The following is a 12,521-nucleotide window of genomic DNA, read 5'->3' as shown; positions in this document are numbered from 1 at the left end:
CAGGAGACCATTATGTTAGATTTCAACGAAGACCGATTTTCATTGGCTATGCCCGACCCGGATACATCTGGTGGTGGGGATAAAGATGACGATGATACGGGCAGTGTTACCTAATTAAACACTACAGTTATTTTTTAGCCATGTCTTGTATTAAGGCATGGCTTTTTTTATTGGCCGATATAAACAAAGGGCGCCCAGTGCTTTGGATGTGCATATTCGGCTTGGTCGATCATCATTTGTTTGGCTTTTTGTAACGATACGGGCATTATAGCATCATTATGGTGCTGGGCGTAGAAGTTACGCATTAATTGTGCTGTAGATCGGTCGTTTACTCTCCACAGAGAGACCAGCAGGTTTCGAGCTCCCGCATATTGGAAGGCCCGGCTGAGCCCAATGATCCCCTCTCCTCTTTTAAAGGTCCCCGTGCCGGTATTGCAGGCACTGAGCGTAACAAGATCGGCCTGCAGCTGCAGATTATAGATTTCCGAGGCGTATAATGTCCCGTCTTCTTGCTCATCGGGCATAGAAAAAAGTATTCCGGACTGTTCTGAGTCCTCTTCCTGCAGAAAAGCATGGGTGGCGAGATGGATGTATCGATAGTCGGTAAGCGGTTGCTGTTTGAAGGTTGATTCGGTGGCTTTTTGATCTACAAATAGATCGGCCTCACCGGTGGGTGATTTGAGGAATGAAAAGAAACTGTCGGGACTATTAAACAATTTTCCTAAATGCTGGACTTCTGTTTTGTTAAAAAGCAGCGGAGAGATGGGGCGATCAACATCGGGATAGACTTCTCTGCGTTTAGAAGGGGTAAAATCTTTAAAGCTGGGTGCAAAGGCGGCAAGGGTTTTCTTTTTGGGAGACTTTTCCTGGTGGGCGCGAAGCTCCAGGTATCCCGCCGAAGGGGCGTAACTCACGCTATACTTGTTGAGCAGGTATGGCAAGTCATGGAATCGCCTGTTTTTAGTTTTTGGTACCGGGCGGGTAAGTAGTGCTTCAAAAGGCAGGTAATGCAGCGGACCCGAGGGAATGATAAGGAGGTTGTCACCCGTAATATATTCTGTTATAGGTTCAATAAGTTGCTGATACAGCTGATGAGCCTGATTTGCAAAAGTATCTACTGTAGTGGTTTGAAGGATTGTTTCTCGAAAATCGGTAATGGTTTTATCAAGCAACGAGTCGGTGGCAACCTCTTGTACTTCAAAATATTCTTTGGTGATTACAAAGGCATACAGAGAGGTATCCCCAAAGAAATACGAGATCATCGTTTGGGATGGCGTTACATGATTTTGCTGTATCTCTGATATATTAGCAACGGGCGGTTCGTATTTTAACCCATAGTATTTTGGATATTTGTTCTCCAGTGTTCGAACGTGTTGATGTAATGTTTTTTGGGCGTGGAAAAGGGAATCCTGCAGGGAGATTCTTTTGAGGGAGTCGCCGGCCATTCCCCGAACCGTAAAACCGGAAAGCTCTTGCTGCAACCCGGTAACGGATTCGAGTAACCGGTTTTCGCGCTCAATAAGTGAGTCGGGGATCTGTGCAAAACTTTGATTATTCAGCTCCTGTATTTGCTCCAGCAGAATCTGGTTCCGACTCTTCTGGGCGAAATAGAATAGATGATGTTTGTGGTCTGTTTCTCCGGTTTGTTCAAGCAGGGTAAGGGCGGTCGTAAAACCTTTCCGGTAGATATCAACTGTCCGCTCTCTGAGCAAAAACTTGGATTGGCTGCGGTCCAGCGATCGTTGCAGCTCATCGATGAAATCCACGGCCTGTAGGTAGGTTTGCAGGGATTGGTGCAGCTGTTTGGGGTTTTCATTTTGATTGCTTGCCTGGTAGTGAGCTTCGCCTTTAAATCGCAAGGTATTAAGCATCAGCTCGGGATAAACGACATTTTCGAGCGAGAGTTCCTGGAAGGGATCTTCAGCACTATAATTGGTGAGAAGCACTTCCATCGCCTGACGGTAATAATTGAGCGCCTGCTGATGGTTACCCATATCAGCATATAATTTACCGATTTTAGTGTAGGTATCTCCAATAAATGGGTGATCGGGCGACAGCATCCGGCGGTTGATATCTAAATCTTGAAAGTAGAAATCGAGCGCCTTTTCGTAAGCTTCTTTCTGTCCATAGGCCTGACCCAGGTTGGCATAAACATTGGCCAGCTCAGGATGTCCGTCAGGGAAACGATGTTGGTAAATCTCTTTGGACTTCTGATAGTAAGTTATGGCTTGATCATACTGTCCTATATCGGAATGGGTTGCGCCCAGGTTTTGGTAGCCGATGGCCACTTCCGGATGGTTAGCGCCAAGGAGCTTTTCTTTGACTTCCAGTGATTTATTGAGGTAATTGGCAGCTTCCTCCATCTCACCCATTTCGGAATAGACTACGCCAACATTGTTGTATCCGGCCGCAACCAATCGGTGATTTTCTCCATGGAAAGAGGCCAATACATTGGTGGCATTTATCATATAATCGAGTGCCCGCTGGTAATCACTCTGATAATAGTACACCAGCGCCAGGTTATTATAGAGGATGGAGAGGTCGGGATGGGGATGCGGAAGTCGCTGCTGGTCTATTTTAAGTGCCAGCCTAAAATATTTGAGTGCCTGTTTATTGTTACCCATTTTCTGATGGGCGGTGCCGCGGCCGTTATAGATGCGGCTTAGCAGTGCTTGATCTTTAAGCTCATTACGGTGATAGCGGTCTTGGGCATTAGAAAACTGTGTAATGGCCTTTTTGTAGTTACCTTCCGATGACAAGACTTCTCCTATGCCGGTGTTCATTCGGGCTTTAAAAAGTGTACTATTCTCAACCGAATCTGCCAGCGTCAACCCTTTTTGATACCAATCCAGTGCGGTTTGGTATTCGGCATTGGACTCTGCCAGAACCCCTTTTTGATGATAATAGCGGAGCTCAAAAATGTGATCATCGGGAAAGTGTTTGGTGGATAGAGTCCAGGCTTTTTCAAGAAAGGTTGTGGCCGCTTTGTTATCGTCTTGGTCGGCTTTGTTTAGGCTGATCTGGAAAAGCGCGTCACGCTGGTTTTTTAGATATGACTGTTCCTTAAAAAAGTCAGCTGCCTGTTGATAATAGTGGGTTGAGGAATCGTATCGGGCTGCATGCTGCAGGGAGTCTGCCTTTTGCATGAGTTGTTCTCCAGAGTGGACATCATCGACACGCTCTTGTCCCCATCCCAACAATGGGATTAATAAGAGAACTACAGATAAGAAAATGCCCCGAGAAGCAGTCTTTGCCCTTTTTGTAGCATCCATTACAAGAGGATTGGCTATAAAATGCCGTACAGGCAAATGGTATCACTAAAAGTTGAAAAATAAAAATAAAAAAAATGGAACAGTGATTTTGCAGCGGCTTTTTCTGTAAGAGCAGACGTTAGTCCTTGAACATAGAATTGACAAACAGCTCTCGGTCAAATACCTGCAGGTCTTCGATCTCTTCACCAACGCCGATATATTTTACGGGTACGTCCAGTTCGTTTGAGATACCGATAACAATTCCACCTTTTGCGGTACCATCCAGCTTAGTGAGTACCAGACCGGTGATATCTACAAAATCGGTAAAGGCTTTGGCTTGCTGCATGGCATTTTGTCCGGTAGATGCATCGAGAACCAGCAGTACCTCGTGGGGTGCACCATCAACTACTTTGCCCATCACACGTTTTATTTTAGCGAGCTCGTTCATCAGCGACTTTTTGTTATGCAGGCGTCCGGCCGTATCTACCAGCGCAATATCAGCATCTTTAGCCTTGGCCGATTCCACCGTGTCGTATGCAACAGCAGCGGGATCGGCATTTTGTCCCTGTTGAATAATGGGAACTCCCGCACGTTCACTCCATATTTTAAGCTGGTCAACGGCTGCAGCCCGAAACGTATCGGCGGCACCGAGCATTACATTTTTGCCCGCCTTTTTATAGAGGTGAGCCAGCTTGCCGATAGAGGTGGTTTTACCAACGCCGTTTACGCCAACAACCATTACGATGTGAGGTTTTTGGGGAAATTCAGCATCAAATTCGGCGGGTCTGTCGGCCGAATGATCTTTGAGGAGGGCAATGATTTCTTCCCGAAGAATACGTTGCAACTCATCGCTGTTAAGGTATTTGTCTTCAGCAACGCGCGCTTCGATGCGATCGATAATTTCGATTGTAGTAGATACGCCCACGTCAGAAGTAATTAAAATCTCTTCCAGTTCGTCGAGCACGGCAGCATCTACCGTATCTTTACCGGCAATGGCCTTGCCGATCTTTTTCATGATGCCGGAGCGGCTTTTTTCAACGCCCTTTTCGACTTTCTCTTTCTTTTTAAGACCAATTTTTTCTAAAAAACCCATAGTAGATACTTCGTATTAAAACATTCGTGTCATCCTGAATTTATTTCAGGATCTATATTATATCCGTAAAATGGTAGTTCTCAGTTAAATTCCACTCCTTTGCGAATAAGATTGAAACGATGAAGATAATCAAAGAAGGAGTAAAACATAAGGGCTACCGAAGCACCCATCAGCATAAAATGTACTTCTACTTCCTGTGGAAAGAAGAAGGCGGCCATCCAGTATAACCCCAACACGTTAACGCTTATTTTGCCCGACATTACAGCCATAGCCACTTTGCCGCGCAGGTATTGAATATATCCTGATCCAATTACAATGACGGCATCCCGACCGATCTCAAGCAGGAAAAACCAGAGCGGTATGATATCGATGTAGGTGGCATAGAGAAACAGGAAAAAAGCACAAAATTTGTCGGCTACAGGATCGAGGATTTTACCCCATTCCGATACCTGCTTAGTCATTCGGGCTACAAATCCATCCAAATAATCAGATACAATACCGTATATTACAAGTGCGGTGATGAGCCAGGTAATTTGCTGACCATTGGTATAGTGCAGGTAAACGACGGGCACCGTAATTAATATGCGCGACAGAGAGATCAGGTTTGACCATGTAAACAGGTCCTGCTTAACGTCTATCTGTTTGTGATCTACATTAAATGTTTCTGACAATGGAAGCCTAATTCTTTGTTATAATTCACCTTTACCCAGTCTCGATGGAACAGCTAAAAGATACATAAAAAATTTTCTATGTACGATTCTGATAAACTTGTTGAACGCAAACTTACCTCTCAAAAGGTTTTTAGCGGACGCCTGCTTCATGTTTACTTTGATGAAGTGAAGCTGCCCGACGGTACGATATCAACCCGTGAATGGATTAAACATCCCGGAGCATCGGCGGTGGTCCCTATTTTTGAAAATGGGGACGTGATGATGGTAAAGCAGTTTCGATATCCGATGTCGCAGATATTTTACGAAGTGCCGGCCGGTAAAATTGATCCTGATGAAGAGGCCGGTTCCACGGCACACCGCGAACTGCAGGAAGAAGCGGGATTGTCATGTCAACAATTTCAGTATATAGGACATTATTACCCGGGGATCGGCTATTCTGATGAGATTATCCATCTTTATACGGCATGGGATATTACCTCGTTTGAGCAGCAGGTAGATGATGATGAGTTTTTGATTAAGGAGCGGGTGCCCTTTCAAACTGCTGTTGAGATGGTGCACCGGGGCGAAATATCAGATGGAAAAACAATGGTCGCTGTTCTCCGCGCCTGGCACTGGTGGCAAAACGAGGGCCCGTTTACGATTGACGGTGGTTAGTAAGTCGTTGTCACTATTTTTACTGTTGAATGTATTGCCATCGGCTAATCGCCTACTGAATAATTTCTTCTTCGACAGCTAAGTCATACAGCGATTTATGTAAGTTAGTGTCGGTAATATCGCCACGGTTGATAAGCTCCTCAACTTCGTCCCCGCGCAGCAGCAGAATGCAGCCCATTTCATTGAGTACTTCATCAAACTTTCGCGGATCGGCATTGGAAAGCTTTTCCAGATCAATCCCGTCGGGGCTTTTGGTGGTATTTACCAGGCAATAAAAAGTATCTTCGTCGCTGTCGTCGTCGCCAAAACCAAAAATTTCGAGCTTGGTATCGTCTTTTTTAAGCATAATACGAGTTAATTTTTAAAAGTCTTTTGATGTATGGTTTAAAATAAGTCTCTTTTTGATGAATACCCATTTTGAGGACCAGGTAATCAACGAGATTTATGTATGGCGGTCGAGGAAATCGCGTGCTTTAATAAGTTCAGTTACTTCATCAGTTTCGCGATCAATAATAGCCACCTGAAACAGACTTATAATAGCCTGTTCTTCAATACATTCTATGGTTTCATCAATGGTTTCACATTCTTCTTGTTCGCTAACTAAATCATTGATTCCCTTAACAACATAGCGGTAATTCTTGGGTTTCTTTTTCTGTGTCTTGGAGGCGCCGGTGGGTTCATTAAAATATTCTCGCAAAGCCTCTTCGGTTACATACCATTTAACACCCAGCTTGCGGGCTCGTATTTTCCCCTCCCTGAGGTAGGCCCGGATCGTCATTTTACTAAGTCCCAATTGTTCATGCAGATCATCGACGGAATAAAGGGTAAGGTTGCCAACTTGTTTGGGCATAAAGCACAAAAAAAGTTAATTGTTTAGTATTACATATGCTTATTTTTTCATTGTAAGCTAATAACAATTATATAATAGATAAAGTTTACTCATTGTTTATTTTATATTACTTATATATTAATTGGTGTATGTCAGAAATACTTGTTCTGTATAGGGTAATCCCATTATATTGTAAATAGTTGATTGAAAAAGAGCCCTGCAAAGACAGGGCTTTTGTTATTTTAACACCCTTCCCAGCGCGACCTTTTTTTCTATTGCCATTCTTCAATATTATATTTTCCTATTTTCGGAATGAGGACTTTTGATCTTCGGTTATTACATTAATTGCCCGAACAATTTTGATCAGAGGATAAGATTATGGGATCAGATGAAACAGTACGATCATTATTACTTGAGCAACTCGAGGGCCGAAATGCCCATGTCGATTTTAACCAAGCAGTACAGGGGCTAACCTTTAAGCAGGCGGGCATTCGTGTTGAGGGCATCCCCCACACTATTTGGGAACTTATCGAGCATATTCGGATTGGGCAGGATGATATCCTGAAGTTTTGCAATAATCCTGATTATGAAGCACTTAACTGGCCCGATGACTACTGGCCCGAAAAGTCGAAACCTGAAAGCAAGGAACAGTTTGAGAAATCTGTGCAGGCAGTACAAGAGGGGATTGAAGAGATGCGCGAATTGATTCGGGATCCCCAAAACAATTTGCAGAAGCCCTTACCCCATGGTGATGGGCAAACACTGTTTAGAGAGGCAATGCTTATTGTCGATCACAATGCGTATCACATTGGTCAAATTGTGCTCATTCGACGTTTGCTTGGCAGTTGGTAATTAATAGGTTTGATATCCATGATAAAGATTAAAATCTGTGCAGTATGAAAGAGATTATTCGATTTTTGCGTGAAGCTCGGATGGGGTATCTGTTTTTTACCTCTCTTCTTATTTTAGGGGTCTTTTTTGGGGTCTTTGAAATTATTCATCAGACGATTCTTACCGAAACCGCCCAGGAGACGATGCAGTGGCTCTACTTTAGTCGAGGAGTGGGTGTTTCACTTGTTTTGATGGTGTGGGCAGCATGGACTGTATATAACTACCGAGAGTATTACGAGGATCGGCTCGAGGCCGCTAAAATGCGTTACAGTGATATTATTGAGCATTCGGCCGATGCTATTATTTCTATAGATAACGAGAATTATATTACATCCTGGAATCGAGGAGCGGAAGATATGCTCGGTTGGCAACGAGAGGAAATTCTTGGAAAGGAAATAACAAAAATAATTCCTGATGAACTTATTCAGAAGCAGGAGCTTGAATGCATTGAGTTTGGGATGAAATATAAGGGAAGTGTTAGCAACTACGAGACTGAGCGACTAACGAAAACAGGTGAAAAGAAGCTGGTTAACTTGACGGAATCATTTATTCGTAATAAGGACGATGAGATTGTAGGGCGGTCCCAGATTTTACGTGATCTAACGGATATTAAGATGAAGGAGGAGCAGATTCAGCAGTCGGAGCGCTTGGCTACGGTAGGGCATATGGCAGCCGGGGTTGCTCACGAGGTTGGTAATCCATTGACAGCTATTTCGTCGTTAGTGCAGGTGTGCCAGCGCAAGACGGATGATGATTTCATTCAGGGTCAGCTAAAAAAAGTACGTGAGCATATACAGCGAATTAACAAGATTGTCCGTGATTTGGTGGACTTTTCACGTCCTTCGAGTATGCAGTCTGAGAATGTGCAAATTAATGAAATTATTGAATCGGCAGTGGGCTTACTGCAGCATGATGCCCGCTGTCGCGACGTGGATTTTGAGATGAATTTATCAGATAAATTGCCACTGGTTTCGTGTGTCCCCGATCAAGTTCACCAGGTATTGGTAAACTTGCTGCTTAACGCGGTAGATGCCATGGAAGAGAAAGAAAATCCTAAAGTGACGATCATGACCAAGGAGCAAGATGGTATGGCAAAACTTACGGTCTCGGATATTGGAAAGGGAATTAAAGAAGAGCATAAATCCCGTATTTTTGAACCGTTTTTTACCACCAAGGAAGTGGGAAGCGGAACCGGTTTGGGGCTTTCGGTTAGTCACGGTATTATCAACAAAATTGGCGGTTCCATCCAGGTGGAATCGGACTACGGGGAAGGAACAACATTTATTATCAAATTACCGACTAAAAATTAATTTATGAACGGATCGATTTTAATTGCAGATGATGAAGACAGCATCAGGGAATCACTAACCATTGTGCTGGAGGATGAGGGATATAACTGCACAGCAGTAAAAGATGGCAGTGAGGCTATTGATGCTATAGACAAGGCCAGCTATGATATTATTGTTACTGATCTTAAAATGCCAAATGCCAGCGGTATTGACGTGCTTGAATATGCTTTGAAGCATTCGTCGGACACCTTGACGATTATTATTACGGCCCATGGTACCATTGAGACGGCGATTCAGGCGCTTCGGAAAGGGGCAGCGGATTATATTTTAAAGCCGCTGGAATTTGATGAAGTACTCATCCGAATACAAAATTTGTTGGAGCATAAGAACTTGGCCCAGGAGAATAAATACCTGCGCGAACAGATCGACAAGGAATATAACTTCAACCATATTATTGGTGAGAGTTCGGCCATGAAGAAAGTGTACAAAATGGTGGAGCGGGTGAGCCAGGCAAAGAGCAACGTGCTGGTTACCGGACAAAGCGGTACGGGGAAGGAGCTGGTAGCACGTGCTATTCATTCCAATAGTGATCGATCAAAGAAACCTTTTTTAGCAATTAACTGTGGTGCGATTCCCGAAAATCTGGTAGAATCCGAATTATTTGGTCATAAAAAGGGCTCTTTTACCGGGGCGAATTCTGATAAGGATGGCGTATTTGTAGCGGCCCACGGCGGTACTGTCTTCCTGGATGAGGTGGCCGAGATTCCATTAAATCTACAGGTAAATTTATTGCGCGTTATCCAGGAGCGGGAAGTAAAGCCGGTAGGGTCCAATCAAATGGTATCGTTTGATACCCGGATTATTGCGGCTACAAATAAAGATATCGAAAAAGAGGTAGAAGAGGGTAATTTCAGGGATGACTTGTATTATCGGTTAAATGTAGTTGAAATTTCGCTTCCCCCATTGGAGCAGCGCAGAGAAGATATCCCACTGCTGGCCCATCACTTCTTGCAGAAATACAACAAAGAGCTTAAACGAAATTTAAAAGGCATCAATAGTGATGCCATGGGCGCTATGATGGCCTACGAATGGAAAGGCCAGGTACGCGAGCTGGAAAATGTTATTGAGCGCGCAGTACTGTTAAGTGATGGTGATTTTCTTACGATTGAAGACCTTCCGGCCTCATTTAAAAAATCATCTGATAGTGATGACTTTCAGATGGATAGCGATAAGCTGGATGAGGCCATTCAGGTTTTTGAAAAACATCACATCCAGAGTGTGTTAAAACGGACGGAAGGAAATAAGTCTGAGGCTGCGCGCCTGTTGGGCATTGATCCCTCTACCCTGTATCGTAAAATGGAGCGTCTTGGGGTCTCAGATTAATTACTTAACTGTTGTGGTATCCTCAAGTTGAACAGTTACATTAAAATGTACGCTTAGGTCTTTACTCGCTTTTATGAGACCTAACATAGCTGTTGGCCGTTCAATATTATAGGTATCCATATGTATTTGTTTGGAGCCCTTTACTTGAAATCTGTTCTCATTCAGTAACTTCCCCTGTACCATAAAAGAAGTGGTGTCCTGCACCCCTGCAATCTCCATAATACCACGGGTATGAATGTTCATCCATTCGGTGGTATCATTACCCTCCTCGGCCAGTTGAGCACTTAACAGCTTGTAACTGATATTGGGATAGTTTTCGGACTTAAGCGCCTCATACATATCCTTATCCATAGCACGCTTGCCACAACTTAGAGCCTCGACGGGTAACGAAACCGAAATCTCAATTTCACCGTCTTCTTGATTAATACTATTCAGGGAACTATTTGGATTGTTGATTTTACCGACGCCGGATAGGTTTTCAGCATTGCATTGATAATTTATCATGCCGGCTTCACCTTCGATCCAAACCTTTCCTCCTTCTTCAATGATGACGTTATCTAAGAGATAAGATTGCGCCCCGCTTGGGGATATATTGGCAAGGATTATTAAGGGTGTTAGTAGCAGTAAGAACTGCCATCTAACGTGATCCAATATAGAGGAGGACATTAGAGAGGTAGCGGGGCGCATTAATTATATTTTATTATGATTTAGCTACATACATTTCAAACACCACGGTAACCATTTCTCCAGCTTTGATAGTTCCGAGCATGGCTGAAGGCGGATCAACATTATAGTCTTTCATGTTGATTTCATATTCACCGGTAAATTTAAACGAACCGTCTTCTTGTTTTTCTCCGGTTACGGGAAGCGTAATTGTATTGCTTGTTCCTGCAATGGTTAGGTTCCCTTCTACATTGAGCTCCATAGATGTCAGAGCAGAGTCAGTAGTGGTTATTTCGGCATTATTCATTTGGAACATGATGTTGGGAAAATCATCGGACTTAAGTGCATCATACGTTCTTCGGTCCATGCCTCCTTTTCCGCTCTTGATACTTTTAACGGGAATGGTGAGTGAAAGTGATTGTACGGGGTTGCTTATTGAATCTCCTTCTAACGTTGTGGCGTCAAACTTAATGTAAGAGCTAAACTCTTCTACGTCTGATGTCCAATCGTGCAGGGTAGAAGTACCCTCAACTTGCATTGTGCTTTTTTTAAGAATTTCATAAGAATTGGACTGTGCCAGTACGTTTCCTGAAATTGTAAATAAAAAGATTAAAAAAGTAGTAAATAAAGATTTCATGGTGACCCCTTCTTAACTGTGATTATTGGGTTATTGTAAATTGTCAGTTATTAATAGTGCAACCTTCGTTCCAAACTTTTCTTATTCCTCTCTTTTATTGAAAATAAGCGATTAGAATTTGCTATCCCTCTTTTAATGATGCTATAAACATCAGAGAGATAATCAGTGTAGGTGTTTTAAATACATAAACTTGCAGCAATGCAAAGTACGTTATCAAGCTTGTTGCAGCATTGCAAGCTGGTAAAGACAAAAGCAAGAACATTGTTATATAGTACCCGTCTTAAAGTGCCTTAAAAGTTATTATTAATCATTTTGCTGTAGATAGCAAAAGTGGTCTTGTAATTGCATTACTAATAATGAACAATGTAGTAATATCAACCACTTTGCTTTTCATGGAGCCTCAGTCAATTCTTATTGTTGATCAACAAGAGGTAGTGCGCGACTCTCTGCAGCTTATATTAAGCGAAGAGGGCTTTGGGTGTTATACGGCATGTAACGCATCAAAAGCACAAAAGGTATTGACGGCTAAAGCTATTGATTTGATCATTGTTGATAGCCAGCTGCTGGATCGCAATGGGTTGTTTTCCTTTCTGCAAGCAAGATATCCAACAGTTAAAATTATTGTGATGAGCTCTTACGTTGAGATTGAGGTAACCCAAAAGGCACTTATAGACGGAGCACATGACTTTGTTATTAAGCCCCTTGATTTTAAAGAGCTGATTGATAAGATCAACTACCACCTCTCTCCCATTCGTCACTAACTTCATTACAATTTTGAGACCTGGAAGTAGTTTGGTTTAAAAACCAACTATCCCGCCTGATTGAATTTGTCTTTAAAGAGATTAAGAAGATACAAAACCTATTGCGGTAATACCCCCTTAGCTAATTGGAAGTTTAGTAGTCTTAACTATAATGATGCATTTCTAAGTAGTTATGTGACATAAGTACTTTCAATTAGAATGGGCTGTGATTTAGATGCATGCCAACATACTCTATTCGTTTTGATCGGCTCTTAGAAAGCAAATGTGGAGTAGATAAATTGAATAAATGTCGGGATTGGATGATGCAGATTCTCAACGTGAACAGTTACTGTAACAGGCGGGGCCGGTATAATAAATAGAGAGCTCGGATAGTATAACGGCAAAATGTGGGACGACCTA

The 12,521-nt window shown here is 42.9% G+C and carries 12 protein-coding genes; 5 read left to right on the top strand and 7 right to left on the bottom strand.

What is annotated here, in order from left to right; genetic code table 11:
- Positions 1-167 precede the first annotated feature (167 nt).
- The 3 genes from ACQ4LT_RS00315 to ACQ4LT_RS00305 all read right to left on the bottom strand — a co-directional run bounded on the left by ACQ4LT_RS00315 (position 168) and on the right by ACQ4LT_RS00305 (position 5,015).
- Entirely contained in the window at positions 168-3,272 is a 3,105-nt protein-coding gene (locus ACQ4LT_RS00315; protein ID WP_445664001.1) for a CHAT domain-containing protein, read from the bottom strand.
- Positions 3,273-3,390: 118 nt separating this feature from the next.
- The gene (gene ftsY, locus ACQ4LT_RS00310; RefSeq protein ID WP_445664000.1) at positions 3,391-4,344 is read right to left on the bottom strand and encodes a signal recognition particle-docking protein FtsY; all 954 of its coding nucleotides are present in this window, start codon (positions 4,342-4,344) and stop codon (positions 3,391-3,393) included.
- 80 nt (positions 4,345-4,424) lie between these two features.
- Positions 4,425-5,015 (bottom strand): CDP-alcohol phosphatidyltransferase family protein, encoded by a 591-nt coding sequence (locus ACQ4LT_RS00305; RefSeq protein ID WP_445663999.1) that lies wholly within the window; start codon positions 5,013-5,015, stop codon positions 4,425-4,427.
- A 78-nt stretch (positions 5,016-5,093) separates the two neighbouring features.
- On the opposite strand from ACQ4LT_RS00305, the gene ACQ4LT_RS00300 reads away from it, so the two are divergent.
- On the top strand, positions 5,094-5,669 hold the full coding sequence (locus ACQ4LT_RS00300; RefSeq protein ID WP_445663998.1) for an NUDIX domain-containing protein: 576 nt from the start codon (positions 5,094-5,096) through the stop codon (positions 5,667-5,669).
- A gap of 52 nt (positions 5,670-5,721) precedes the next feature.
- Here ACQ4LT_RS00300 and ACQ4LT_RS00295 read toward each other — a convergent pair whose 3' ends face one another.
- Positions 5,722-6,015 carry a hypothetical protein gene (locus ACQ4LT_RS00295; protein WP_445663997.1) on the bottom strand — a complete coding sequence of 98 codons (294 nt, stop codon included), beginning with the start codon at positions 6,013-6,015 and terminating at the stop codon, positions 5,722-5,724.
- Positions 6,016-6,111: 96 nt separating this feature from the next.
- Entirely contained in the window at positions 6,112-6,519 is a 408-nt protein-coding gene (locus ACQ4LT_RS00290; RefSeq protein WP_445663996.1) for a helix-turn-helix domain-containing protein, read from the bottom strand.
- A gap of 357 nt (positions 6,520-6,876) precedes the next feature.
- Between ACQ4LT_RS00290 and ACQ4LT_RS00285 the strand changes: the two genes are divergently transcribed.
- Genes ACQ4LT_RS00285 through ACQ4LT_RS00275 form a run of 3 tightly spaced genes read left to right on the top strand, consistent with a single transcriptional unit; the run spans position 6,877 to position 10,061 of the window.
- Complete coding sequence (locus tag ACQ4LT_RS00285) at positions 6,877-7,350, top strand: DinB family protein (RefSeq protein ID WP_445663995.1); 474 nt, start codon at positions 6,877-6,879, stop codon at positions 7,348-7,350.
- 44 nt (positions 7,351-7,394) lie between these two features.
- Complete coding sequence (locus ACQ4LT_RS00280; protein ID WP_445663994.1) at positions 7,395-8,699, top strand: two-component system sensor histidine kinase NtrB; 1,305 nt, start codon at positions 7,395-7,397, stop codon at positions 8,697-8,699.
- A gap of 3 nt (positions 8,700-8,702) precedes the next feature.
- Complete coding sequence (locus ACQ4LT_RS00275; protein WP_445663993.1) at positions 8,703-10,061, top strand: sigma-54-dependent transcriptional regulator; 1,359 nt, start codon at positions 8,703-8,705, stop codon at positions 10,059-10,061.
- Here the strand turns inward: ACQ4LT_RS00275 and ACQ4LT_RS00270 are convergent, their stop codons facing one another.
- Together ACQ4LT_RS00270 and ACQ4LT_RS00265 are read right to left on the bottom strand one after the other, a co-directional pair.
- Positions 10,062-10,712 (bottom strand): YceI family protein, encoded by a 651-nt coding sequence (locus ACQ4LT_RS00270; protein ID WP_445663992.1) that lies wholly within the window; start codon positions 10,710-10,712, stop codon positions 10,062-10,064. It abuts the gene before it with no gap.
- Positions 10,713-10,761: 49 nt separating this feature from the next.
- The gene (locus ACQ4LT_RS00265; protein WP_445663991.1) at positions 10,762-11,361 is read right to left on the bottom strand and encodes a YceI family protein; all 600 of its coding nucleotides are present in this window, start codon (positions 11,359-11,361) and stop codon (positions 10,762-10,764) included.
- Between the two features lie 392 nt (positions 11,362-11,753).
- Here ACQ4LT_RS00265 and ACQ4LT_RS00260 point away from each other — a divergent pair, with 392 nt between their 5' ends.
- Positions 11,754-12,122, top strand: coding sequence for a response regulator (locus ACQ4LT_RS00260; RefSeq protein WP_445663990.1), 369 nt, complete (start codon positions 11,754-11,756; stop codon positions 12,120-12,122).
- Positions 12,123-12,521: the final 399 nt, after the last annotated feature.

The sequence above is a fragment of the Fodinibius sp. AD559 genome, from assembly GCF_052712805.1.
Note: the sequence above shows the minus strand (reverse complement) of the source record. Positions and strands in the feature narration are given on the sequence as shown.

Bases quoted from the DNA above. Each gene is read 5' to 3' on its own strand.
- ACQ4LT_RS00275 (WP_445663993.1), top strand. From the start codon at position 8,703: ATGAACGGATCGATTTTAATTGCAGATGATGAAGACAGCATCAGGGAA.
- ACQ4LT_RS00290 (WP_445663996.1), bottom strand. From the start codon at position 6,519: ATGCCCAAACAAGTTGGCAACCTTACCCTTTATTCCGTCGATGATCTG.
- ACQ4LT_RS00295 (WP_445663997.1), bottom strand. From the start codon at position 6,015: ATGCTTAAAAAAGACGATACCAAGCTCGAAATTTTTGGTTTTGGCGAC.
- ACQ4LT_RS00260 (WP_445663990.1), top strand. From the start codon at position 11,754: ATGGAGCCTCAGTCAATTCTTATTGTTGATCAACAAGAGGTAGTGCGC.
- ftsY (WP_445664000.1), bottom strand. From the start codon at position 4,344: ATGGGTTTTTTAGAAAAAATTGGTCTTAAAAAGAAAGAGAAAGTCGAA.
- ACQ4LT_RS00300 (WP_445663998.1), top strand. From the start codon at position 5,094: ATGTACGATTCTGATAAACTTGTTGAACGCAAACTTACCTCTCAAAAG.
- ACQ4LT_RS00265 (WP_445663991.1), bottom strand. From the start codon at position 11,361: ATGAAATCTTTATTTACTACTTTTTTAATCTTTTTATTTACAATTTCA.
- ACQ4LT_RS00315 (WP_445664001.1), bottom strand. From the start codon at position 3,272: ATGGATGCTACAAAAAGGGCAAAGACTGCTTCTCGGGGCATTTTCTTA.
- ACQ4LT_RS00280 (WP_445663994.1), top strand. From the start codon at position 7,395: ATGAAAGAGATTATTCGATTTTTGCGTGAAGCTCGGATGGGGTATCTG.
- ACQ4LT_RS00285 (WP_445663995.1), top strand. From the start codon at position 6,877: ATGGGATCAGATGAAACAGTACGATCATTATTACTTGAGCAACTCGAG.